This is a genomic window from Jannaschia formosa (assembly GCF_003340555.1).
Lineage (GTDB): Bacteria > Pseudomonadota > Alphaproteobacteria > Rhodobacterales > Rhodobacteraceae > Jannaschia > Jannaschia formosa.
Window position 1 is genome coordinate 1 of the sequence record NZ_QPLJ01000013.1, and the last position, 22835, is coordinate 22835.

General features: G+C 68.4%; 23 protein-coding genes. 14 read left to right on the top strand and 9 right to left on the bottom strand.

All coding sequences use genetic code 11. The features are described from left to right. On the top strand, positions 1-300 hold a 300-nt coding region (locus tag DR046_RS13805), incomplete at its 5' end, for an integrase core domain-containing protein (protein WP_209313588.1). A 36-nt stretch (positions 301-336) separates the two neighbouring features. On the opposite strand, the gene DR046_RS13810 is transcribed toward DR046_RS13805, so the two are convergent. After that, positions 337-2262 carry a glycoside hydrolase family 15 protein gene (locus tag DR046_RS13810; RefSeq protein ID WP_115382984.1) on the bottom strand — a complete coding sequence of 642 codons (1926 nt, stop codon included), beginning with the start codon at positions 2260-2262 and terminating at the stop codon, positions 337-339. A gap of 386 nt (positions 2263-2648) precedes the next feature. On the opposite strand from DR046_RS13810, the gene DR046_RS13815 reads away from it, so the two are divergent. Continuing rightward, positions 2649-3632: a DUF3179 domain-containing protein gene (locus DR046_RS13815; RefSeq protein ID WP_280652845.1), complete on the top strand. Its 984-nt coding sequence runs from the start codon at positions 2649-2651 to the stop codon at positions 3630-3632. 6 nt (positions 3633-3638) lie between these two features. Next, the gene (locus DR046_RS13820) at positions 3639-4184 is read left to right on the top strand and encodes a DoxX family protein (protein WP_115382986.1); all 546 of its coding nucleotides are present in this window, start codon (positions 3639-3641) and stop codon (positions 4182-4184) included. A 4-nt stretch (positions 4185-4188) separates the two neighbouring features. On the opposite strand, the gene DR046_RS13825 is transcribed toward DR046_RS13820, so the two are convergent. After that, entirely contained in the window at positions 4189-4755 is a 567-nt protein-coding gene (locus tag DR046_RS13825) for a carboxymuconolactone decarboxylase family protein (protein WP_115382987.1), read from the bottom strand. A 146-nt stretch (positions 4756-4901) separates the two neighbouring features. Here DR046_RS13825 and DR046_RS13830 point away from each other — a divergent pair, with 146 nt between their 5' ends. Further along, a complete protein-coding gene (locus DR046_RS13830) occupies positions 4902-5468 on the top strand; it encodes a TetR/AcrR family transcriptional regulator (RefSeq protein ID WP_167767115.1) in 567 nt (188 codons plus the stop codon). Here DR046_RS13830 and DR046_RS13835 read toward each other — a convergent pair. The 4 genes from DR046_RS13835 to DR046_RS24235 all read right to left on the bottom strand — a co-directional run bounded on the left by DR046_RS13835 (position 5465) and on the right by DR046_RS24235 (position 8308). Beyond that, positions 5465-6025, bottom strand: coding sequence for a carboxymuconolactone decarboxylase family protein (locus DR046_RS13835; RefSeq protein ID WP_115382989.1), 561 nt, complete (start codon positions 6023-6025; stop codon positions 5465-5467). The genes DR046_RS13830 and DR046_RS13835 overlap by 4 nt on opposite strands. Before the next feature lie 171 nt (positions 6026-6196). Beyond that, positions 6197-6826: a peptide-methionine (R)-S-oxide reductase gene (locus DR046_RS13840; RefSeq protein WP_115382990.1), complete on the bottom strand. Its 630-nt coding sequence runs from the start codon at positions 6824-6826 to the stop codon at positions 6197-6199. 62 nt (positions 6827-6888) lie between these two features. Then, positions 6889-7143, bottom strand: a complete 255-nt coding sequence (locus tag DR046_RS13845; RefSeq protein WP_115382991.1) for a hypothetical protein — start codon at positions 7141-7143, stop codon at positions 6889-6891. A gap of 415 nt (positions 7144-7558) precedes the next feature. Then, complete coding sequence (locus DR046_RS24235) at positions 7559-8308, bottom strand: alpha/beta fold hydrolase (RefSeq protein ID WP_115382992.1); 750 nt, start codon at positions 8306-8308, stop codon at positions 7559-7561. Between the two features lie 349 nt (positions 8309-8657). On the opposite strand from DR046_RS24235, the gene DR046_RS13855 reads away from it, so the two are divergent. The 7 genes from DR046_RS13855 (at position 8658) to DR046_RS13885 (ending at position 15198) form a co-directional block, all read left to right on the top strand. Further along, on the top strand, positions 8658-9659 hold the full coding sequence (locus tag DR046_RS13855) for a BMP family protein (RefSeq protein ID WP_115382993.1): 1002 nt from the start codon (positions 8658-8660) through the stop codon (positions 9657-9659). Continuing rightward, complete coding sequence (locus DR046_RS13860) at positions 9656-11188, top strand: ABC transporter ATP-binding protein (RefSeq protein ID WP_115382994.1); 1533 nt, start codon at positions 9656-9658, stop codon at positions 11186-11188. Before DR046_RS13855 ends, DR046_RS13860 begins: the two co-directional genes overlap by 4 nt. After that, positions 11178-12224 (top strand): ABC transporter permease, encoded by a 1047-nt coding sequence (locus DR046_RS13865; RefSeq protein WP_115382995.1) that lies wholly within the window; start codon positions 11178-11180, stop codon positions 12222-12224. The genes DR046_RS13860 and DR046_RS13865 overlap by 11 nt, the downstream gene beginning before the upstream one ends. Then, on the top strand, positions 12221-13168 hold the full coding sequence (locus DR046_RS13870) for an ABC transporter permease (RefSeq protein WP_115382996.1): 948 nt from the start codon (positions 12221-12223) through the stop codon (positions 13166-13168). The genes DR046_RS13865 and DR046_RS13870 overlap by 4 nt, the downstream gene beginning before the upstream one ends. Further along, positions 13168-14439 (top strand): amidohydrolase family protein, encoded by a 1272-nt coding sequence (locus DR046_RS13875; RefSeq protein WP_209313589.1) that lies wholly within the window; start codon positions 13168-13170, stop codon positions 14437-14439. The genes DR046_RS13870 and DR046_RS13875 overlap by 1 nt, the downstream gene beginning before the upstream one ends. Positions 14440-14495: 56 nt before the next feature. After that, the gene (locus tag DR046_RS13880; RefSeq protein ID WP_115382997.1) at positions 14496-14801 is read left to right on the top strand and encodes a molybdopterin cofactor-binding domain-containing protein; all 306 of its coding nucleotides are present in this window, start codon (positions 14496-14498) and stop codon (positions 14799-14801) included. Positions 14802-14943: 142 nt separating this feature from the next. Then, entirely contained in the window at positions 14944-15198 is a 255-nt protein-coding gene (locus DR046_RS13885; protein WP_245190943.1) for a hypothetical protein, read from the top strand. Between the two features lie 54 nt (positions 15199-15252). Here the strand turns inward: DR046_RS13885 and DR046_RS13890 are convergent, their stop codons facing one another. Next, entirely contained in the window at positions 15253-16143 is an 891-nt protein-coding gene (locus DR046_RS13890) for a hydrogen peroxide-inducible genes activator (protein ID WP_115382998.1), read from the bottom strand. 91 nt (positions 16144-16234) lie between these two features. Here DR046_RS13890 and katG point away from each other — a divergent pair, with 91 nt between their 5' ends. Beyond that, positions 16235-18445: a catalase/peroxidase HPI gene (gene katG, locus DR046_RS13895; RefSeq protein ID WP_115382999.1), complete on the top strand. Its 2211-nt coding sequence runs from the start codon at positions 16235-16237 to the stop codon at positions 18443-18445. An 863-nt stretch (positions 18446-19308) separates the two neighbouring features. Here the strand turns inward: katG and DR046_RS13900 are convergent. Then, a complete protein-coding gene (locus tag DR046_RS13900; protein ID WP_167767116.1) occupies positions 19309-20358 on the bottom strand; it encodes a YihY/virulence factor BrkB family protein in 1050 nt (349 codons plus the stop codon). 271 nt (positions 20359-20629) lie between these two features. Here DR046_RS13900 and DR046_RS13905 point away from each other — a divergent pair, with 271 nt between their 5' ends. Then, complete coding sequence (locus DR046_RS13905) at positions 20630-20866, top strand: Lrp/AsnC ligand binding domain-containing protein (RefSeq protein ID WP_115383001.1); 237 nt, start codon at positions 20630-20632, stop codon at positions 20864-20866. A 64-nt stretch (positions 20867-20930) separates the two neighbouring features. Then, the gene (locus tag DR046_RS13910) at positions 20931-21839 is read left to right on the top strand and encodes an aminotransferase class IV (RefSeq protein ID WP_115383002.1); all 909 of its coding nucleotides are present in this window, start codon (positions 20931-20933) and stop codon (positions 21837-21839) included. Positions 21840-21964: 125 nt separating this feature from the next. On the opposite strand, the gene DR046_RS13915 is transcribed toward DR046_RS13910, so the two are convergent. Continuing rightward, positions 21965-22813 (bottom strand): LOG family protein, encoded by an 849-nt coding sequence (locus tag DR046_RS13915; protein ID WP_115383003.1) that lies wholly within the window; start codon positions 22811-22813, stop codon positions 21965-21967. Positions 22814-22835: the final 22 nt, after the last annotated feature.

The following is a 22835-nucleotide window of genomic DNA, read 5'->3' on the forward strand; positions in this document are numbered from 1 at the left end:
TCACAGTTCACGTCCTTTGCCTGGACGGACAGGCTGAAGCGCGCTGGCACCCGGATCTCCATGGACGGCAAAGGCCGCTGCATCGACAATGTCTTCATCGAGCGCCTCTGGCGGTCCCTCAAGTATGAATGCGTCTACCTGCACGCTTGGGAAACGGGGTCGCAGGCCAAGGCTGCCATCGGCCAATGGATTGCCTTCTATAATCATCGGCGACCCCACACCGCCCATGGCGGGCAGCCGCCCGCCGTGGTCTACTTCAACACCATCAAAACCGATCAGCAGGCGCAGGCAGTAGCTTAAATATCCCCAAAAACTGTCCAAGGATCGGGGAGTAGCTCACGTCAGTGCCAGGACCGACTTGCGCGAGGAGCGAAGGCGGATGCTGCGGTTGCGAATCAGGGCGAAGGCCAGTCCCTTTGCGCCTTCGGTGGCGCCGGCGAGGCGCTTCGCTCGATCGGCATTCGTGCCCCTGAGCGCCTCCACACCCTTCTCCTCGTGGATCTGCAGAAGCGACGCACTGGAGATCAGGGCCATGTGGGTGAAAGCCTGCGGGAAATTGCCGAGATAGGCGCCAGTATTCACGTCGACCTCCTCCGAGTAGAGCCCGACATCGTTCGCGCGCGACAGGATCCGTTCGAACAGCGCACGCGCCTCGTCGGCCCGATCGACTGTCAGCAGCGCCTCGACGAGCCAGAAGCTGGTCATGAAGAACGCGCCCTCGTCGCCTTCGAGTCCGTCGGCGCTGCGGTAGCGGTGGACGAAGTCGCCGGTCCGCAACTCGCGCTCGACCTCCCGGACGCTGCGCTCCAGCAGCGGCAGATCAAGCGGCAGGCCGAGCAGCGGGACCTGCAGCAGGGCGGCGTCCGTCACCTCCGCGCCGTAGGACTGCACCAGGTAGGGCGGGTCGCCGGTGCAGCCCTTCCCGAGGATCTCGCGCAGGATCTGGTCCCGGTTCTCCCGCCAGGTCGGGTTCTCGCCGAAGAGGCGGATCGCCCGGTCCAGCGTGACCCAGGCCATCGCCTTGCCTTGGGTGAAGTGCCTCGGCTCGCACCGCATCTCCCAGATGCCGTGGTCGGGGACGTGCCAGGTCTTGCAGACATGATCCGCCACGCCACGCAGCAGCGCCGTCTCGTCGTCGGAGAGACGCGAGCCGAGAGCCACGCGCAGCTCCGCCCAGTCGAGCAACTCGCCGAAGACGTCGAGCTGCCGCTGGTCCGACGCTTCGTTGCCCACCCGCACCGGCCGGCTGTCGCGGTAGCCTGCCAGATGCTCGAGAGGATGCTCGCGCAGGAAGGGCTCCCCGTCGATGCCGTACATGATCCGGAGCGTCGAGCCCTCGCGCAGGCAGAGCCGCGACAGGAAGTCCGAGAACCGTTTCCCCTCGGCGCTGTAGCCCAGCACCGACAGCGCGAAGAGCGCGAAGGTGGCGTCGCGGATCCAGCAGAAGCGGTAGTCCCAGTTCCGGCCGCCGCCGATGTGCTCAGGCAGAGAGGTGGTCGGCGCCGCCACGACCGCGCCGGTCGGCGCATAGGTCAGCAGCTTCAGCGCAAGCGCGCTGCGCAGCACCGCGTCCTGGTACTGCCCGCGGTAGCGCGAATACTCGCACCATTCCGTCCAGAACGCACAGGTCACGTCGTAGAGCTGGTCGGCCCGGTCTCGCGGGTCGAACAGCGGCGCCACGCTCGTGAGCACGCAGGTCTGCGTCTCGCCCTCCTCCAGGACGACGCGCACCGAGGCACCGTCGGCCTCGCGCCGCGCCTCCCCGTCGCACCAGAGGGTCAATCCGCCGGCGCAGTCGATCCGGCCCTCGCACAGGTTCATCTCGACGGGATCCGTCGACCAGCCCGGCCCGCGGGGCCGAAACTGCATCGTCAGGTCGACACGGCCCGATACGCAGCGAAGGCGCCGGACGATCCAGCCCGGCGCGTTCAAGGTGACATAGTCATGGACCGACGCCGTGCGAGTCCGGCCGACCGGCATGAAGTCGACCAGTTCGAGCGTGCCGGTCGCCGTCTCGAAGCAGGTCCTCAGGATATTGGTCCGCTCGATATAACCGCGCGTGACGCGCGTGGTCTGCTCCGGCTCGACGCTCCACGACCCGCCCTGCCCCGCGTCCAGCAGCCGAAAGAAGACCGGCTCGCCGTCGAAGCGAAGCGGCGTGCACCAGTCGATGCTGCCCTTGCCCGAGACGAGGGCCGCTCCGTGGCAATCGCCGATCAGAGCGTAATCCTCGATCGGCGGCTGGATATCTGCTTCGGTCAACGGTTCCCCTCCTGCATGAGACCCGAGGAAATGCCGGGACTTGCCGGCATGCAAGGCTCATGGGCGATCGGCCCGGGCCGGAGGGCGCAGACGCGCGGTCGCAGGTCCCGTCCTCCCCGGCGATGCCGGTGGCCCGATGGCCGCGAAACGGCGCCTGCCGTCGCGCCGCCAGGCTGCGGTGCTGCGTAGCCTGAGCCGAGCCGCCGGCGACGCAAGTTCCCAGATGTGTCGCAGGCCGAGCATTCACAGCCGGACACGGACACGTTCGGTCACGATATGCGGAGGGGCGCAACGCGAAGGACCCGGATCGGGCATGTTCCGGATATACGGATCCAGACGTGGAGATCGAGCCAATGAGCCACTACCCTCCCCCGAAACTTCCCCCGTTGGCTGCCTGCAGACAGATCCTGCGGATTCTCGCCGCGGCGCCCGTCGCCCTGCTCCTGGCGGTGTCGCCGGCGCTTGCGCAGTCGGACCGGTTCGAGCGCGCCTGGCCGTATACGGACTTCTCGCGGCTCGCGGTTGTCCTGGGCGAGGTCATCTCGGGCGGCCCCCCGCGCGACGGGATTCCCGCCATCCTAGACCCGGATTTCATCCGGGCCTCCGAGGAAACGCGGCTCGAGGATCGCGAACCGGTGATGACCTACGTGCCGGACGACGGCCCGGCCCGGGCCTATCCGATCCGCTACCTGATGTGGCACGAGATCGTGAACGATGTCGTGGACGGCCGCCCGATCGCGGTCACCTTCTGCCCGCTCTGCAACACCGGCATGGTGTTCGACGGCCGGTTGGACGGGCGCACGCTGACTTTCGGTGTCTCTGGCCTGCTGCGCCATTCCGACATGATAATGTATGACCACCAGACGGAAAGCTGGTGGCAACAGGCGCTCGGGGAAGGCATCGCGGGCGAGATGACGGGGCGGGCGCTGACCCAGCTGCCGGCCTGGATGGAAAGCTGGTCGGCGTTTCTCGCCGCGCATCCGGACGGGCTCGTTCTCGACGAGCCGAACTGGCGCCGGGCTTACGGCACCAATCCGTATCGCAACTATGACACGACACGTCCCTTCCTCTATTCGGGAGAAGGCCCGCCGCATGGCATCCCTCCACTGGAGCGCGTGGTGCGCGTGGGGGACCGAGCCTGGCCGCTCACGCGCCTGCGCGCCGAAGGCCGGATCGCCGAAGCGGGACTGACGCTGAGCTGGACGGAGGGTCAGGCCTCGGCGCTCGACACGGGCGAAATCGGACAGGGACGCGAGGTCGGCAACGTCCGCGTCCGGGACGAGCAGGACAGGGAGGTGGCGCACGACATTCCCTTCGCCTTCGCGTTTCATGCCTTCCACCCGGATGGCCAGTGGATGCTCGGAGACTGACGCGAGGTGCAGCGGATCGCCCGTTTCCTCACGCCCGCGGTGATGGCGACCCTGACGCGCCTCGGGTTTGCGGCCGTGCTGCTCCCTTGGTTCCTGATCGGGGGGCTGACCAAGATCGCCGGATCGACACTGTCCGTCGGACCGCCTGCCGGCATCTGGCCGCTGAGCCTCGGGGCCTATCACACCTTCCTGCCCGAAGTCATGATGCGGGGCGCGGTACCGACGGCGGGACAGCACGCGTTCGTTCTGGCGATGACGCTTTCCGAACTGGTGCTGCCGTTGCTGGTCGTGATCGGAGCATTCGGCCGTGTGTTCGCCGTGCTCCTGATCGCCCACATCTGGATTGCGGGGCTGGCGACCGGGCATCTGCCCGGTGGCGGAAACGTCTTCGATGCCAGTCCATTCGATCCGGGGCCGGATCGGGTGGTTCTCTGGTCGATCGTGCTGCTGCACGTCGTTGCCTATGGCGTCGGGCCCCTGTCGCTCGACAGGCTGATCGACCGGCTGCGCCGAGGGCGCATCCCGCCCGCTCGACGCGGACGGGATGGCTGACGGCTCAGGCGACCTTATAGGGCCCGAACACGTCATCCACCGGGGTTCCGGCGAGGGGGTTGACGTAGTTCGAGAAGGTCTTGCAGGCGATGGCGAGCACGATGCCCAGAACCTGCTTTTCTTCATATCCCGCGGCGAGGAACGCATCGACCGCATCCTTGCCGGGGTTGCCGCGCGAGACCACCATCGCTTCGGTGAACTTCGCCACGGCGTCGAGCTTCGCGTCGGGCAGATCGCCGCCGTCGCGCAGTGCGGCCAGACTGTCGGCGGGCACACCGGACTTCTTGTCGGCGATCATCGAATGCGCCGCGGTGCAGTAGGTGCAGCCGTTGACGCGGCTGATGGTCAGGAACACGGTCTCCTGCTCGGCCGGGGTGAAGCCGGTGGTTTCGCGGAAGTCCTTGTAGGTGCTCAGGTAGCCGCTCAGAACACCAGGGAGGTTGGCCATGTAGGTATACATGTTCGGCACGAAACCGAGGTTCGCCTTTGCGCCGGCCAGGAGGTCTCTGGCTTCACCCTCGGCTGTCTCGAGGGTGGTCGGGGACATGTCGAGCAGGGGGTCGCGGGTCATTGGACTCTCCAATATTTACAGAATGCTCGTTCCGTATCTTGTGGGCAGGCGGGCCTCCAGCTATTTTTGAAACGATCGGTTCAAATATGGGTGACACCATGGAAGCCCGCAGCGACCCTGCCCGGCCTCGTGGGAGGCCAAGGAGCGTGAAGCCGGAGCAAGCGCTGGACGCCGCGATGCGCGTCTTCTGGGCGGAGGGCTACGACGCGGCTTCGATCGACCGGCTCTGCCGGGAGACGGGCATGCCGCGCGCCAGCCTGTACCAGGATTTCGGTGGCAAGGAGGGTTTGTTCCTCGCCGCCATCGCCCGTTACGTCGATACGCGGATCGGCCCGGTTGCGGATGCACTAGGTTCCGGCGGGACGCTGGAGGGCGATCTCTCGGCCTTCTTCACTGAGGTCGTGGCGCTTGCGACCGGCGATGCCGCGACGCCGGGCTGCCTGATCTCATGTGTCCTGTCAGAGGTCGCAGGCGCGAACGAGACCTTCCGACAGGAGCTCGACCGCCGGTTCAGGGCGCTCGAGGACAGGATCGTGCGGCGCCTCGATCAGGAGGCCGCTTCTGGCGCGACCACGGACAAGCGGGCGCTGGCGGGCATGCTGGCGGCCGTCGCGCGCGGCATCATGCTGCGGGCACGCTCGGGCGCACAGGCACGAGACCTCGACGGAATCGCCAGCGTCGCCGTCCGCAGCGCCGTCAGGGAAGTTTCCTAGGTCCCCTCCTGCCCTTTCGAGATCGTCTTCCAGAGGTGCGTGTAGCGATACTTCCGGCGCATCTCGTCGGTCATCTCCATGACGCGGACATGCCGCTTGATGCCCGCCCCCTCGAGGATGCGGTTCATGAAGTTGTAGAGGGCCGTCACCGAGATCACGTCGAACAGCCCCTCCTCGCTGAACCCGGCGTCATAGACGGCTTGGGCATCTGCCGGACCTGTGCCCGCCGGATCGACCGTCAGGCGGCGCACGAAGGCCAGAACCGGCTTCATGCGCGCCGGCAGTTCGGGATGGTCGAGGTCAATGCGGAGATCGCCGAACAGCTCCTCTGGGATGCCCCAGGCCTTGGCATGATCGCGATGGGCCGAGAAGCAGTAGTGGCACTCGTTCAGGGAGGACACGTAGGCGGCGATCAACTCGCGCTCGCCGACCTCCAGTTCGCTTTCGTTGCGCAGGACGGCGTCGTGGTATTCGAGCAGCGGCCGGATCCCGCGCTCGGGGAACTTCCGGAAGAGCCCGAGAAGCTCAAGGTTCGGAATGGATGGAAAATGCGACATCTGTCCTCCGGCTGCCGTATGCCGTGATCGTTAGACAGTTCGTGCGTCGGGTCTGCCGCCGGTCGCGGGTCCTCGGTCGGAGAAGAAGCACTCCACCGGCGCCTTGTCGATCCGCTCGGCGACCTCTCATCGTCGCCGTGCGGGTCGATGGTCGCCCGGAGGCCGCCGTGCTCAGGCAAGCTTGAGCGAGGTGCCGTTGATGCAATGCAGATACATCCCCTCGACCGGAAGATGATGTCCGAGATGGGAGCCGCAGCGACGGCAATGCACCTCGGTCAGGGCGAGCCTGTCCACATCGATGCTCATCGCAGCGCCGTATGCGCGAACCGGCCCGTTCAGCGCCAGCATCACGGCGTTCGGCCGGGCATGGTGGAAGAACACCCAACCCTTGTCGAGCGGCTGAAACCAACCGGCATCGTACATCGGCAGATCACAGCCGCGGCACAGATAGCCCGGCTCGTGCGCCTCGCGCCACAGCTCGGTCGATTTCGGCCACTCGGTATTGGCTTTGCGCAGGATGCCGTAGGCTTCCGTGTCGCCGTCAAGCACCTCCATCCACTCGGCCTCGCTACGAATGATCTCGTAGGGATAGTCGGACTGTTCCGGAACGTACTTGGCGATCAGCTGGTCCGAAGGCGGACGGCTCTCTTCGGCGCGGACAGAGGAGGCGAGGCCTGAACCTGCGGCCATCGCGATACTGCTGGTCAGGAGGCTTCGTCGGGTAAGGCGGGTCGGAGGCATGAGGGATCCTCGGCTCACTTGCTTTGTTTCACCCTGCGGGACCGGAAGAAACTCTGGCATCACGATCTCCGGAGAGCGGTGAGAGCGGCTGCGGGAGACGCTCTGTCTCCCGCAGGTCCATTTCAGTTGTCGCGAATGATGGCTTCGATGCGACCCTTCTTCTGGGTATCGGCATCGCCACCCTCGATGACGTGCTTGATCTCGGCGACCTGCGACAAGGTCAGGTTGTCGAGCACGTCGGTCGAGATGCCCATCCGCTCGAAGTCGTTCATCAGGGCGGTCGTGAGCATGTCGTAGCCCTGGCCCATCGACTGAGCCTGAGCCATGCCGCCAGTGGCGAGCAGGGTGGCGACGAGGGCTGCATTCATCAGTTTCATGTCAGGTTCTCCTTTGGAGGTCCGGAGGGCCCCCGGCCCATCCGGGCGGCGTCCTCAGCTCTTCGGCTATCGTCTTCGCCGATCACGTTCACTGAACGAGACCGTCAAAAAACAGGGGAGTGATTTTTCATGCCGCGCGCGTGAAGCTGCTCCGCATGCGAGCAGGACCGCGGGGTTGGCTGAGACGCCGTCCCTGGACGGCTTGCACTCGCCGGAAATCCCCAGAGCGAATGCGTCGCGCAGAAACAAAGCGAAGCAGGTTTCCAGATGATAACCGGCGAGCCCCGCAGATGTCAGACGGCGTCGGAGCGATTCCAGCGAGAACAGGGTTTCCGGCGACGTCGAAGGCGACAGCCTTCGGGCGGTCCGTTGGGCTTATCCTTCTGGTCCGGGCGCCATGCGGGAGTCGTCAGGTTCAGCTGCCCCGGACGTCGCGCAGAAGGAGGTTGATCTCCTCGGCGATGATGTCGGGGTGGTCTTCGGGCGTGAAATGCTTGCCGCCGTCGATCCGGCGCAGCGGAGCGGCGAGATCCTTTGCCAGACGCTCGCCGTAGCTGAGCTTCTGGAACTGGTCCGCAGCGCCCCAGACCAGCCGCGCTGGAACCTTGAGGGTGGGCAGTTCGGGCGCGACCGCCTCGGTGTCGCGCACGTCCAGCGCCGCGACCTGCCGTGCCAGGGCAGCGGCTCCGTCGCTGTCGCGATAGGGCGGGAAATGCACCTCAAGCGCCTCTCGGGCCCGCGCGGCGTCGTCATGGCCGCGGCGGAACAGCGTCGTCATGACCAGCTTGAGCGCGGCATCCGGCAGGTGCCGAACGGCGCCGCGCGTGGCCCGCATCGCCTTCACGCTCGGAATCGGCCAGGAGTCGTAGGCGATGGCGTTGGTGAGGAAGAGGCCGGCGCGCTGGTCGCGGTGCCGCACGGCAGCGATCTGCGCCACGCCTCCGCCGAGGTCGTGCCCCGCGAGGACCGCACGCTCCAGCCCGAGTGACGTCATCCATGTGGCAAGATACGCGGACTGCTGTGCCACGGAGATGTCGCGGCCCTGTCCGGCGGCAATCGAGCCGGCGTAGCGCTCGGCCAGAACCGACGCAGGCTCCGAACTCGCCTGGATCGCAGCCCGCACCTTCGGCGTCGTCGTGGCCCGCTTGTGAAGATGGATCAGCATAGTCTCGCCCCGCCTCGAATGTCCCTCAGGATCGACCTCGCCATGAAGAGCGCGGATCGTCGTGGGGAAATGTGATCAGCCGGGATGGAACAGCCAAGTCTTAGGCCGTACCGTGCAAAACTAAACCGGACCACCTCCCCAGAGCTGCGCAAGTCTCAGATTAATTTATTTATTTATCGTGGGAATAGTGATTCGATTGCGTAGCATGCAAGGTTACGGGTTCTCGGCATCTGCCTCCGGCGCCCGGAAACCCCGCATCCCTTTGCGACATTACCTGAAAGGCCCACACGGACTCTTGACCGCGGGCGCGGCAGGGGAAACGCTGCGGCCACATCTGCCGGAGAGTCCCATGCCCACACGCCGCCACATCCTGATCGGGGCCTCGGCCCTGACCCTCGCCGTCGCGACCTCGCCCGCCTTCGCCGATGCCCATGGCCCGATCCGGGTCGCGGGCGTCTACACCGTCCCCGTCGAGCAGCAGTGGGTCAGCCGCATCCACAAGGCCGCCGAAGCCGCCGCCGAACGCGGCGACATCGAATACACCTACACCGAAAACGTCGCCAACACCGACTATCCCCGCGTCATGCGCGAATATGCAGAAAGCGGCGTCGACCTGATCGTCGGCGAGATCTTCGGTGCCGAGCGCGAGGCCCGCGAAGTGGCCGAGGAATACCCCGAGACCGCCTTCCTCATGGGCTCCTCCTTCAAGGAGGACATGGGGCCCTCGAACCTCGCCGTCTTCGACAACTACATCCAGGACGCGGCCTACCTGACCGGGATCATCGCGGGCTCGATGACCGAGACGAACAATATCGGCATGGTCGGCGGCTTCCCCATCCCCGAGGTGAACCGCCTGATGCACGCCTTCATGGCCGGCGTGAAGGAGACCGCGCCCGAGGCGACCTTCCAGGTCAGCTTCATCGGCTCGTGGTTCGACCCGCCCAAGGCCAAGGAGACGGCCTTCGCGATGATCGAGAACGGCGCCGACGTGATGTATGCCGAACGCTTCGGCGTCAGTGACGCGGCGCAGGAGCGCGGCGTGCTGGCCATCGGCAACGTGATCGACACCCAGGCCGACTATCCCGACACGGTCGTCGCCTCCGCCATCTGGCATTTCGAGCCGACGCTGGATGCGGCCATCGAGGCGGTGAAGGCGGGCACCTTCACCGCCGCCGATTACGGGCGCTACAGCTTCATGGATCGCGGCGGCAGCAGCCTTGCGCCGCTGGGCACCTTCGAGGGCAAGATCCCGCAGGAGGCGCTGGACCTCGTGGCCGAGCGCGAGGCCGCGATCAAGGCGGGCGAGTTCTCGGTCGAGATCGACGACAGCGAGCCGACCTCCGGATCATGACGCCCCCTTCCGGCGAGACGGTCCTCCGTCTCGCCGACATCACCGTCCGCTTCGGCCCCGTCACCGCCAACGAGGGCGTCTCGCTGACGCTCCGGCGGGGCGAGGTCGTCGCTCTTCTGGGCGAGAACGGCGCGGGCAAGACGACGCTGATGAACGTGCTCTTCGGCCTCTACGCGGCCGACGAGGGCACGGTCGAGCTGTTCGGCCAGCCGCTGCCCCCCGGCAACCCGCGCGCCGCGCTGGAGGCCGGGGTCGGCATGGTGCACCAGCACTTCGCCCTGGCCGAGAACCTGACGGTGCTCGACAACATCACGCTGGGCACCCGATCGCTCTGGTCGCCCGGGGCCGGGCGGCGGGCGGCGCGGGCGAAGGTCGAGGGGCTCGCGACGGAATACGGGCTGCGCGTCGATCCCGACGCGACCGTGGCCAGCCTCGGCGTCGGCCAGCGCCAGCGCGTCGAGATCCTGAAGGCGCTCTACCGCGATGCGCGCATCCTGATCCTGGACGAGCCGACGGCGGTGCTGACGCCGCAGGAATCGCTCGACCTCTTCGCGACGCTGCGGAAGGCCGTGGCCAAGGGGCTCTCGATCCTGTTCATCAGCCACAAGCTGCACGAGGTCGAGGCGGTGTCTGACCGCGTCGTCGTGCTGCGGCAGGGGCGCGTCGTGGCCGAGGCCGCGACCGCCGACACCACCCGGACGGAGATGGCCCGCCTCATGGTCGGCGCCGAGATCGCCACGCCGGAGCCGCGCCCCGCCCTGCCCGGCGCCGCACGGGTCACGTTGCGCGACGTCTCGACCCCTGCGCGCGGCACCGCCACCGGGCTGCGCGGCGTCTCGATGAGCCTGCGCGCGGGGCTGATCACAGGGCTCGTGGGCGTCTCCGGCAACGGGCAATCCGCGCTGGCCGGCCTGCTCGCCGGGCTGGAGCGGCCGAGCGCGGGCGAGATGGAGATCCGCGGCGCCCCGAGCGGCCCCTGGACCCCGCGCGCCGCCATCGCCGCCGGGATCGGCCGCATCCCCGAGGATCGCCACGGCTCCGGCACGGTGGGCGATTTCGACCTGGCCGAGAACGCCATGCTGGAGCTCTATGCCCGGCCGCCCTTCAGCCGGGGCGGCTGGATCGACCGCAAGGCCGCCCGCGCCTGGGCCGAGCGGGTGATCGACCGCTACGACGTGCGCTGCCCCGGCCCCGAGGCCCCGATCCGGCTGCTGTCAGGCGGCAACATGCAGAAGCTGATCCTCGGCCGGGTGATGGAGACCTCGCCCGAGGTGATCCTCGCCAACCAGCCGGTGCGCGGCCTCGACATCGGCGCGCTGACCTATGTTCACGAGCAGCTTCTGGCCGCCCGGGACCGGGGCGCGGCGGTGCTGCTGATCTCCGAGGATCTCGACGAGGTGATCTCCCTCTCGGACGTGATCCACGCCATCTCCGAGGGACGCCTGTCGCCGCCCTTCGCGCGGGGCACGATGACCCCCGCCGAACTGGGCGAGTGGATGACCGGCGCGAGGTTCGACGATGCGGCTTGAGCCGATCCCCGCCCCCTCGCTCGCCCGCCGCCTCGGCCTGCCGGCCTTCGCGCTGATCCTCACGGCGCTGGTCGCGATGGGCCTCGTCGCGCTGGCGGGCGCCGCGCCGGGCGAGGTGGCGTGGCTGGTCCTCAAGGGCGCGGCCGGCTCGCAATTCGCGCTGCTGGAGACGCTGAACCGCGCCACGCCGCTGATCTTCACCGGCCTCGCCGTGGCCGTCGCCTTCCGCGCGAAGCTCTGGAACATCGGGGCGGAGGCACAGCTCTATCTCGGCGCCGTCGCCACGGTCGTCCTCGGCACCGGCCTGCTCGACTGGCCCCCCGCGGTGCTGCTGCCGGTGCTCGCGGTCGCCGCGATGGCGGCGGGGGCGCTGGCGCTGCTGGTGCCGACCTTCCTCAAGACGCGCTTCGGCGTGGACGAGGTGGTGACGACGCTGCTTCTGAACTTCGTCGCGCTTCTCTTCGTCTCCTACCTGCTGGAGGGGCCGCTGAAGGACCCGATGGGTCTCGGCTGGCCCAAGTCGCCGCCGCTGATCGACGAGGCCCGCCTGCCGCGGCTGGTCGAGGGGCTCAGGCTGCACTGGGGCTTCGGACTCGCACTGATCGCCGCCGCCCTCGTCTGGGTCATTCAGACGCGCACGATCTGGGGCTTCGAGATCCGGGCCGTGGGCCTGAACGCCGAGGCCGCGCGCTTCGCGGGCATGCCGGTCAACGCCGTTCTGGTGCGCACCGCCATCCTGTCCGGCGGCCTCGCAGCCCTCGCGGGCTTCTCCGAGGTGGCGGGGGCCAAGGGCGCGCTGACGCTCGATCTGAGCCCGGGCTTCGGCTACACCGGCATCATCGTCGCGATGCTGGCGCTGCTGCACCCGCTGGGCGTGGTCGTCGCCGCGATCTTCGTCGCGGGCATCTTCGTCGGCGCCGACAGCATGTCCCGCGCGGCGGGCGTGCCCAGCTTCATCGCCGACATCCTGCTCGCCTCGGCGCTGCTCGCCATGGTGCTGGCCCTCGGCCTGACCCGCCTGCGGATCCGCCGATGACGGAGCTTCTGGAGATCCTGCTTTCGGCCAGCTTCTGGGCCGCCGCAATCCGCATCGCGAGCCCGCTGATCTTCGCCGCCATGGGAGAGCTGATCTGCGAGCGCGCGGGGGTGCTGAACCTCGGAATCGAGGGGATCATGGTCGTCGGCGCCTTCGCCGGCTGGATGGCGGTCTATTCCGGGCTCGGCCTCTGGCCCGGCGTCGGCGTGGCGTTGCTTTCAGGCATGGCCTTCGGGCTGCTGCACGCGACCCTCACCGTCCCCTTCGGCCTGTCGCAGCATGTCGTCGGCCTCGGCATCACGCTGCTGGCCACCTCGGCCACCTACTACGCCTATCGCCTCGCCCTGCCGCAGGTGACCACGCCGCCGAAGATCGACGCCTTCGATCCCTACGCCATCCCCATCCTGTCCGATCTGCCGCTGATCGGCCCGGCGCTCTTCACCCAGACCCCGCTGACCTACGCCGCCTTCGCCACCGCCGCGCTGGTCGCCTTCGTCCTCTTCCGCACGCCGCTGGGCCTCGCCCTCCGCGCCTGCGGCGAGAACCCGGCGGCCGTCGCGGCGCAGGGCCTTCCGGTGACGGGGCTGCGCATGGGGGCGGTGATCGTCGGATCAGGCTTGATGGCGGTGGGCGGCGCGTTCCTCACCATGTCGGCCTTCGACAGCTTCTTCTTCGAGATGGTGAACGGGCGCGGCTGGATCTGCATCGCGCTGGTCGTCTTCGGCGCATGGCGCCCGGGCAAGACGCTGCTCGGCGCGATCCTCTTCGCGGCCTTCGACGCACTCCAGATCCGGCTGCAACAGACACCGCTCGGCGCGGCCCTGCCCTATCAGGCCTTCCTCGCCGCGCCCTACATCCTGTCCATCCTGGCGCTGGTCGTCATGTCGCGGCGCGCCCAGGTGCCGGCCGCCCTGATGGTCCCGTTCCGAAAGGGAGAACGCTGATGCTCGACCTCATCATCCGGGGCGGCACGCTGCCCGACGGCACCACCGCCGATATCGGCATCGCCGGCGACCGCATCGCCGAGATCGCGCCGAAGATCGACGCCGACGCGCAGGAGATCGACGCGCGTGGCGACCTCGTCTCGCCCCCCTTCGTCGATCCGCATTTCCACATGGACGCCACGCTCAGCTACGGCACGCCGCGCGCCAACCGCTCCGGCACCCTGCTGGAGGGCATCGACCTCTGGGGTGAGCTTCGGGACATCGCCACCGTCGACGAGATGATCGACCGCGCGGTCGCCTATTGCGACTGGGCGGTCTCGATGGGGCTGCTGGCCGTCCGCACCCATGTCGACACGACGCCCGACCACCTGCGCGGGGTCGAGGCCATGCTGGAGGTGCGCCGCCGCGTCGCCCCCTATCTCGACCTGCAACTGGTGGCCTTCCCGCAGGACGGGGTGTTTCGCGCGCGAAACGGACTGCAGAACCTCACCCGCGCGCTGGACATGGGCGTCGACGTGGTCGGCGGCATCCCCCATTTCGAGCGCACGATGGAGGAGGGCGCGCGATCCGTCCGCGTCCTGTGCAAATTGGCCGCCGAGCGCGGCCTGCCCGTCGACATGCATTGCGACGAGACGGACGACCCGATGTCGCGCCATATCGAGACCCTCGCCGCCGAGACCACCCGCCTCGGCCTGACCCGCGTGGCCGGCTCGCACCTGACCTCGATGCATTCGATGGACAACTACTACGTCTCGAAGCTGATCCCGCTGATCGCCGAGGCGGGGATCGCGGCGATCCCCAACCCGATCATCAACATCACCCTGCAGGGCCGCCACGACACCTACCCCAAACGCCGTGGCCTGACCCGCGTGAAAGAGATGCAGGCGGCCGGCATCGCCGTGGGCTGGGGGCAGGACTGCGTCCTCGACCCGTGGTATTCGCTGGGGACGGCGGACATGCTCGACGTGGCCTTCATGGGAATGCATGTCGCGCAGATGACCCACCCGTCCGAGATGGCGCGCTGCTTCGAGATGGTGACGGCGACCAATGCCGCGATCATGGGCCTCGATTTCGGCCTGCGCGTCGGCGCGCCCGCCTCGCTGGTGGTGCTGGACGCCGCGACCCCGACCGAGGCGCTGCGCCTCCGCCCCGCGCGCCTCGCCGTGATCTCGAAAGGCAAGCTGGTCAGCCGCCAGCCGCGCGGCGCGGCGGCCCTCTCCCTGCCCGGCCGCCCCGGGTCGGCCAACCGGCGCCACGCGCCGCATCCCTGACCGGTCCGCCCGCTGGCGGGGCCCAACTCCCCGGTCGGAACGCCGAGGAGGGACCGATGGCCACGCCCGACGTGGTCCGCGCGCAGATGGAGGGCGGGATCGGCTTCGGCCTCGGCTCCGTGCTGATGGACGAGATCGCGCTCGGGCCGGGCGGGCGCGTGCAGCAGACCAGTTTCGCCAGCTACCCGCTGCTGCGCCTGCCGCAGATACCGCGGACCGAGGTCGCGATCCTGCCCAGCGACCAGCCCCCCAGCGGGGTGGGCGAGCCCCCCACGCCGCCCATCGCCGCCGCCGTCGGCAATGCTTGGCGGTCGCTGATCGGCCGGGCCGTGCACCACCTGCCCTTCCGCCCCGCCGCCTGAGGAGGGTGCCCATGCCGAGACCGATCCTCTGCGCGCTTTCGCTCGCCACCCCGCTCGCCGCGCAGGAGGCGGGGCTGGCCGGGCCCGAGACCTTCGCCGGGATCGCGGACGACGAGGCCCGCGCCGCCGCGATCTTCACCAGATGGGCAAGGTGCTGCAGCACCCGCGCTGCCTCAACTGCCACCCGGTCGAGGGCGGCCCGCTGCAGGGCGACGCGATGGTCCCGCACCAGCCGCCCGTCATGCGGGGCGACGCCGGTTTCGGCGCGGTCGGCATGCGCTGTTCGACCTGTCACGGGAACCCGGGCGAAAGCCGCAACCCCGCGCCGGGCAGTCAGGACCTGTTCAGGCGCCTGACCCAGACCTGGATCGACGCCGGCGCGCATTGCCCGGCCTGAGCCGGGCCGTCGCCTTTCGGCAGCGACACCTAGTCCGGCAGTGCCGCGCCGCCGTCAGGCCGGGGCGGACAGCGCCGTCCGCAGCACCTCGGCGACATGGCGCAGCTCGGGGGCGAGCGGCGTGCTGCGGCGCCAGGCGAGCCCCAGGCGGCGGCCCGGCGCGGGCGCCGGGAAGCGCTGCACCGCGACCGGGGCGGCTCGCGCCTCGACCGCGACCGCCATCTCGGGGATGAGCGTCACGCCCAGCCCCGCGCCGACCATCTGGACCAGCGTCGAGAGGGCCGAGCCCTCCAGCCCGTGCCGCTCCCGCACGCCGCCGGTGCAGACGGCAAGCGCCTGATCGCGAAAGCAATGCCCCTCCTCCAGCAGCAGCAGCCGCATCTCGTGCAGCGCCTCGGGCGCGGGAACCGGCTGATCCGCCTCCGCCGCGGGGCGGACGAGGACGAAATCCTCGGACAGCAGCGGCGCCTCCTCCAGCCGCCGGTCCGACGACGGCAGCGCCAGGATGGCCGCGTCCAGCGCGCCCTCGGCCAGCGCGTCCAGCAGGTTGGGCGTCACCGTCTCGCGGATCTCGAGGTCGAGCGCGGGCCAGGTCCCGCCCAGCGCGGTCACGACCCGCGGCAGCAGATAGGGCGCGACGGTGGGGATCACCCCCAGCCGCAGCCGCCCCGACAGCCCGCCCTTCGACACGCGGGCGAGTTCCCCCAGCTCGTCCACAGCGCGCAGGATGGCGCGGGCGCGGCCCGCGAAGGTCTCGCCGAACGCGGTCAGCCGCACCTGCCGCGGCCCGCGCTCGAAGAGCCGGGCGCCCAGCTCCGTCTCCAGCTCCTTGACCTGCACCGAAAGCGCCGGCTGGCTCACGCCCGAGGCCTCGGCCGCGCGTCCGAAATGGCCGTGCCGGGCCACGGCGTCGAAATAGCGGAGCTGGCGGAGCGTCAGGTTCATAGGCTTGGATTATGAAACACATTCGAAAACAGAACTAAACCGTATCGACCCGATCTGCTATGGCGGCGCCAGGCAAACAGGGAGACTTGTCATGGACGGAAGCGACAGCGCGGGCAAATGCCCGGTCATTCACGGTGTCACGCTGGCCTCGAACCGGGTCCGGGGCAACCGCGACTGGTGGCCGAACCAGCTCAACCTCAAGATCCTGCATCAGAACCCGCCCGCGATGAACCCGCTGGGCGAGGCGTTCGACTATGCCGAGGAATTCAAGAAGCTCGACCTCGCCGCCGTGAAGGCGGACCTGGCCAAGCTGATGACCGACAGCCAGGACTGGTGGCCGGCGGATTACGGCCATTACGGCCCCTTCTTCGTGCGCATGGCCTGGCACAGCGCGGGCACCTACCGCACGGCCGACGGCCGCGGCGGCTCCACCTCCGGCTCGCAGCGTTTCGCGCCGCTGAACTCCTGGCCCGATAACGGCAACCTCGACAAGGCGCGCCGCCTGCTCTGGCCGATCAAGCAGAAATACGGCAACCGGCTCAGCTGGGCCGACCTGATGATCCTGACCGGCAACGTTGCGATGGAGACGATGGGCTTCAGGACCTTCGGCTTCGGCGGCGGCCGCGCCGACATCTGGGAGCCGGAGGAAGACATCTACTGGGGCGCCGAGGATACCTGGCTGGAAGCGTCCGGCGGCCCGAACAGCCGCTACGACGCGGGCGACGACGGCAAGGGCCGCTACCTCGAGAACCCGCTGGCCGCCGTGCAGATGGGCCTGATCTACGTCAACCCCGAGGGCCCGGACGGCCGCCCCGACCCGCAGGCCTCGGCCTACGACATCCGCGACACCTTCGGCCGCATGGCGATGAACGACGAGGAGACCGTCGCGCTGATCGCCGGCGGCCACACCTTCGGCAAGTGCCACGGCGCGGGCGACCCCAAGCTGATGGGGCCGGAGCCCGAGGGCTCGCCGATCGAGGCGCAGGGCCTCGGCTGGAAGAACGGCTACGAGACCGGCATGGGCGTGCACACCACCACCTCCGGCATCGAGGGCGCGTGGAAGCCGAACCCGACGACCTGGGACATGGGCTATCTGCAGACCCTGCTCGGCAACGAGTGGGAGCTGACGAAGTCCCCCGCCGGCGCGCACCAGTGGAAGCCCGTGGGCGACGCGATGGCCGGCACCGTCGTCGACGCGCATGACCCGTCGAAGTCGCACCAGCCGATGATGACCACCGCCGACATGGCGCTGAAGATCGACCCGGACTACCGCCGCATCTCCGAGGACTACCTCGCCAACCCCGACAAGTTCGCCGACGCCTATGCCCGCGCCTGGTTCAAGCTGACCCACCGCGACATGGGACCGAAGGCGCTCTATCTCGGGCCCGAGGTTCCGGCCGAGGACCTGATCTGGCAGGACCCGATCCCCGCCTCGACCACCGACCTGTCGGAGGCCGAGATCGTCGCCCTCAAGGAGACGGTGCTCGCCTCCGGCCTGACCGTGTCCGAGCTGGTCCGCGTGGCCTGGGCCTCGGCCTCGACCTATCGCGGCTCGGACCGGCGCGGCGGGGCCAACGGCGCCCGCATCCGCTTCGCGCCCCAGAAGGACTGGGAGGCGAACGATCCCGCGACGCTGGCCAGGGTGCTCGACAAGCTGGAGCATATCCGCACCAGCACCGGCGCGAAGATCACCATGGCCGACCTGATCGTCCTCGCCGGCTCGGCGGCGGTCGAGAGGGCGGCGCGTGACGCGGGCCACGACGTGAAGGTGCCGTTCACCCCCGGCCGCGGCGACGCGACCGAGGAGATGACCGACGCCGCCAGCTTCGAGCCGCTGGAGCCCCGCGCCGACGGCTTCCGCAACTACCAGGCGACGGAGTTCCGCGTCTCGGCCGAGGAGCTTCTGGTCGACCGCGCCCAGCTCCTGACCCTGACCGCGCCCGAGATGACGGTGCTGGTCGGCGGCCTGCGCGCGCTCGACGCGAATGCGGGCGGCACGAAGCACGGCGTCTTCACGCACCGCCCGGGCACGCTGACGAACGACTTCTTCCGCAACCTCCTGACGATGGAGAACGACTGGCGCCCGGTCTCCGAGGAGGGGCAGGTCTTCGAGGCGTTCAGCCGCAAGACCGGCGACAAGGTCTGGACCGGCACCCGCGTCGACCTGGTCTTCGGCTCCAATTCGCAGCTGCGGGCCATCGCCGAGGTCTACGCCCAGGACGACGCCGAGGAGAAGTTCGTGACCGACTTCATCGCCGCCTGGACCAAGGTGATGGAGCTCGACCGCGTCGACCTGCGCTGAGGTTCGGTGAAGAACGGGGGGCGCGGCCTGCGGGTCGCGCCCCCTTTTCGCATTGCTCGAAGGTTGGCGCGGAGCATCTCGTGGAATCCGGTTAGGTGAACATTCTCACTGAAATCTGCGGGCCGTCTTTTTGCCGGCTGTTAGTCATATGGCGATGGTTTCAAGATGGTGGCTTTCGAAAAAGATCTTGCGGCGATCATTGGCAGGCCGTCGACGCAAAGGCCATTTGTCTGCGATGGGGACCCATCTGCTTGCTCTGTATGGGTCGTAGGATACAACGCGGCTACGACCGGCGGTGACTGGTGGCGGTTCTGGTCCGATCGAAGCGGATTCGATCTCAATTCGTGGCGCAAAGACTACGACGCAGAACGAGCGGCTCGCGGTAAGAGAGCATCTGCCACACGTCTTCGTATTGACAGGTTAAGAGCATCTGTCCCCAACCTATTGGAAACCAATATTTACGCTTCGCCATCAACTAGAATGGCAAATATGCCCACCAGCAGCACAGAGGCTTTCGACTTGCTTCTGACCACGTTCAAGCCTCGCGTAATCATTGCGCATGGCACGGCGTCAGCGAATCACTTGGCAGGCTGGGCTGATGGAGAATTGATAACTTGTCCTCATCTTTCCCGAGCGGGATATGCGATAGTCGATGATATCGTTGAGCGACTTCGGAACTGCTGACACCACTCGCTGCGAAATCAGAGCCCTGTGGTCGCGAATCTGGGAGAACGAGGTCAAAGGAGACAACAAGGCGGCCAACGGCCGCCCCTCCTACTGACCGGCAGACCCGAGACCGTTAACAAGCGAAGCGACAATGTGCGCTGCCACCCCAGCGGGCAGCTTGTACCGATATTGCTACCTCAAGGCCTCCGCCCCAGCGTATCCGCCATCTCGGCCCCGCGCTGGCCCATCGGTCTCACCCGCCCGCGCGTCGTGTCCCGCCGCGACTGGTGCTCCATCTCCGCGTTCAGAAGCGCCCCCAGCAGCACCACGAAGGCCGTCAGCCAGATATAGAGCAGCAGGATCACGACCCCGGCGATCGCGCCGTAGGTCGGTTGATAGTTCCCGAAGTTCCGCACGAAATAGGAGAACAGCGCCGACCCCCCCAGCCACAGCGCCGTCGCGAGGATCGCCCCCGGCGTGACCCAGCTCCAGCGCGGCGCCCGGCGGGACGGCGCGTGCCGGTAGAGCAACCCCAGCGCCAGCAGCGACAGGACAGCCAGCACCGGCCACCGGCCAAGGGTGACGATGCTGTCGGTCCAGGGCGACAGCCCCAGCGCGGCCGCCATCGCGGGCACCGCCGCTCCGACCGCCAGCGAGACCAGCGCCATCACGGTCAGCACCGCCGTCAGCCACAGTGAGACGATGTTGCGCCGGATGATGTTGCGCTTCTCGTCCTCGGCATGGGCCATGTTGATCCCGCTGACGAGGTTGTCGACTCCGCGCGACGCCCAGAACAGCGACAGCGCCACGCTGATCAGCGCCGTGGCCGTCGCCTGCCCCGGCGCCTGCCCGACAAGGGCCACCGCCTGATCGCGGATCACGGCGAGCGGTTCGCTCGGCGCCACCCCCTCCAGCGTGTCGATCTGGCTGACGACCAGTTCGGGATCGAGGAACAGCGAGGCCAGCGCACCGAGCGTCGCGATGGCCGGGAACAGCGCCAGCATCCCGAAGAAGGCCACCCCTGCGGCGACCAGCGGCACGAGGTCGCTGTTTATGCGTTGGCCCACGCGGATCCAGATGTCGCGCCACCCTGCCGGCTCGACCTCGTGCGGGCGCCACGCCTCGCGTCCCCGCCCCGTTTCCTGCGCGGCTTCTTCGGGGGGCGCGGGCGCCGCCGGATGGTCGCCTTCGGGATGCGGTGCGGCCCCTTCGCCGGGCCCCAGCCCTTCGCCAGGTCGGTCCTGCATGCGCGTCGTCTCCGTCTGCTGCCGCCCAAGGCAGCGGCATATCGGGGTTAACGCAAAGGTGGCGGATCCGGTCCCTCGGCGGGCGAGGAGGAGGCGGGCGGCTCCGGCGGGTCTGTGCATCAGGGAGCGGGAGAGACCGGATCCGGCGCGTCCTGCGCGAGTATTGGGTATGACGCGGATCATACCCGGATCACCCGTGGATCACCCCTTCGATCCCCTTGGCCGCGCCGCTCTGCCATGCTCAAACGGGCCGAGCCAAGGGAGGCCCGCCATGAACTGCGTCTTCGTCCAGATCCGCTGCAAGCCCGGGACCGCCTACCAGGTCGCCGACGCGATCGCCCTGCGCGAGATCCATTCCGAACTCTACTCGACCAGCGGCGAATTCGACCTGCTGGTGAAGCTCTACATCCCGAACGATCAGGATATCGGTCTCTATATCAACGACAATCTGCTCGACATCGAAGGGATCGAGCGGACCCTGACGACCCTGACCTTCCGCACGTTCTGATCCCTCCACCCCGCCGCGGCTCCTGCATCTGGACGCCGCCGCCCGTCTGGCAGAAGGTGCCCCCATGACAGTCTCCGGCAGCGCCCAGGGCTACCCGCCCGATCCCCGCAACGACCATGTGAAGGTCTATGTCGACGGCGCCCTCGTGCCGCGCGCAGAGGCCAGAATATCCATATTCGACAGCGGCTTCGTGCTGGGCGACGGCGTCTGGGAAGGGCTGCGCCTGAAGGACGGGCGCCTGATCCAGATCGACGCCCATCTCGACCGCCTCTGGGAAGGCGCGACCTCCATCGACCTCGACATCGGCCGCACCCGCGACGAGCTGAAAGCCGCCATCGCCGAGACCCTCGCCGCCAACGACATGCAGGACGGCGCCCATATCCGGCTGATGGTCAGCAGGGGCCTCAAATCGACCCCGAACCAGGACCCCCGCTTCGTCATCGGCCGCGCGACGCTCGTGATCGTGGCCGAGTTCAAGGCGACAACCCCGCTTGCCGAAAAGCGCGGCCTGACCCTCTTCACCTCGACCTTCCGGACCTCCGGCCCGGACGTGTTCGACCTGCGCCTCAACTCCCATTCCCGCCTCAACCTGATCCAGGCGCTAGTGCAGGCGATCCATGCGGGCGCGGACGAGGCGCTGATGCTCGACCCGCGCGGCTTCGTCGCCTCCTGCAACTCGACCAACTTCTTCCTCGTCCGGAAGGGAGAGCTCTGGACCTCGACCGGGGCCTATTCCTTCAAGGGCCTGACCCAGCAGGCCGTTATCGATGCCTGGCGCGCGCAAGGCGGCACCGTGCGCGAGACGGACTTCACGCTGGCGCAGGTCTATTCGGCGGAGGAGGCGTTCTGCACCGGCACGCTCGGCGGCGTCACCCCGGTCTTCAAGGTGGACGGTCGCGTGATCGGCTCCGGCGCTCTCGGCCCCGTCACGAAGGCGGCGAGCGACGCCTACCTCGCCCGGGTCGCCGCCTGACCCCACCGCCGTCAATCCTCTGTAAAGGTTAACGCCCCCTCCCTTTCGATGCTCCCCAAATATGCCGGGGGAAGCCGAAGGCGGGGGGCAGAGCCCCCCTCCCCGCCCGGCCGGGGGCGCGACCGTCACCGATGCAGCGACTCCCGCCGCGTCCGCGGCAGGTGCCAGTTCTCCATCACCTCGAGCGCCTGCTCCGCCGTCTCGACGAAGCGGAACAGGTCGAGGTCGTCGACGCCGATGGTCCCGGCCTCCTCCAGCGCCTCCCAGTCGATGATCTTGCGCCAGAACGCCTCGCCGAACAGCAGGAAGGGCACCCGCTCCATCCGGCCGGTCTGGATCAGGGTCAGCGCCTCGAACAGCTCGTCCAGCGTGCCGAAGCCGCCGGGGAAGACGCAGACCGCAGCGGCGCGCACCAGGAAATGCATCTTCCGGATCGCGAAGTAGTGGAAGTTGAACGACAGCTCCGGCGTGACGAAGGCATTCGGCGCCTGCTCGTGCGGCAGCACGATGTTGAGGCCGACGGACCGGCCGCCCGCCTCGGCCGCGCCGCGGTTGCCCGCTTCCATCACGCCCGGGCCGCCGCCGGTGACGATGACGTTCTCGGTGCCCCCCGTCTCGGCCAGCGACTTCTCGGTGACCAGGCGCGCGAAGCGGCGCGCCTCGTGATACTGGTCGGCCAGGCCGCGCAAAGTCTCGGTGCGGGCGGTGTCTCGCAGCTCGGGCCGGGGGATGCGGGCGCCGCCGAACAGCACCACCGTCGAGACCACATCTGCCTCGTCCAGCAGCATGGCGGGCTTCATCAGCTCCAGCTGAAGGCGGACGCCGCGCATCTCCTCGCGGCACAGGAAGTCCTCGTCGGCGAAGGCCAGCCGGTAGGAGGGGGACCGGCTCTGCGGGGTCGACGGCACGCCCTCGGTCGTCTCCACGTCCTCGCGGGCGTAGCGCATCGGGTGGCGGCGGTCATGGTCGGTCATCGGGGCGTCCTTGCATCCTCGG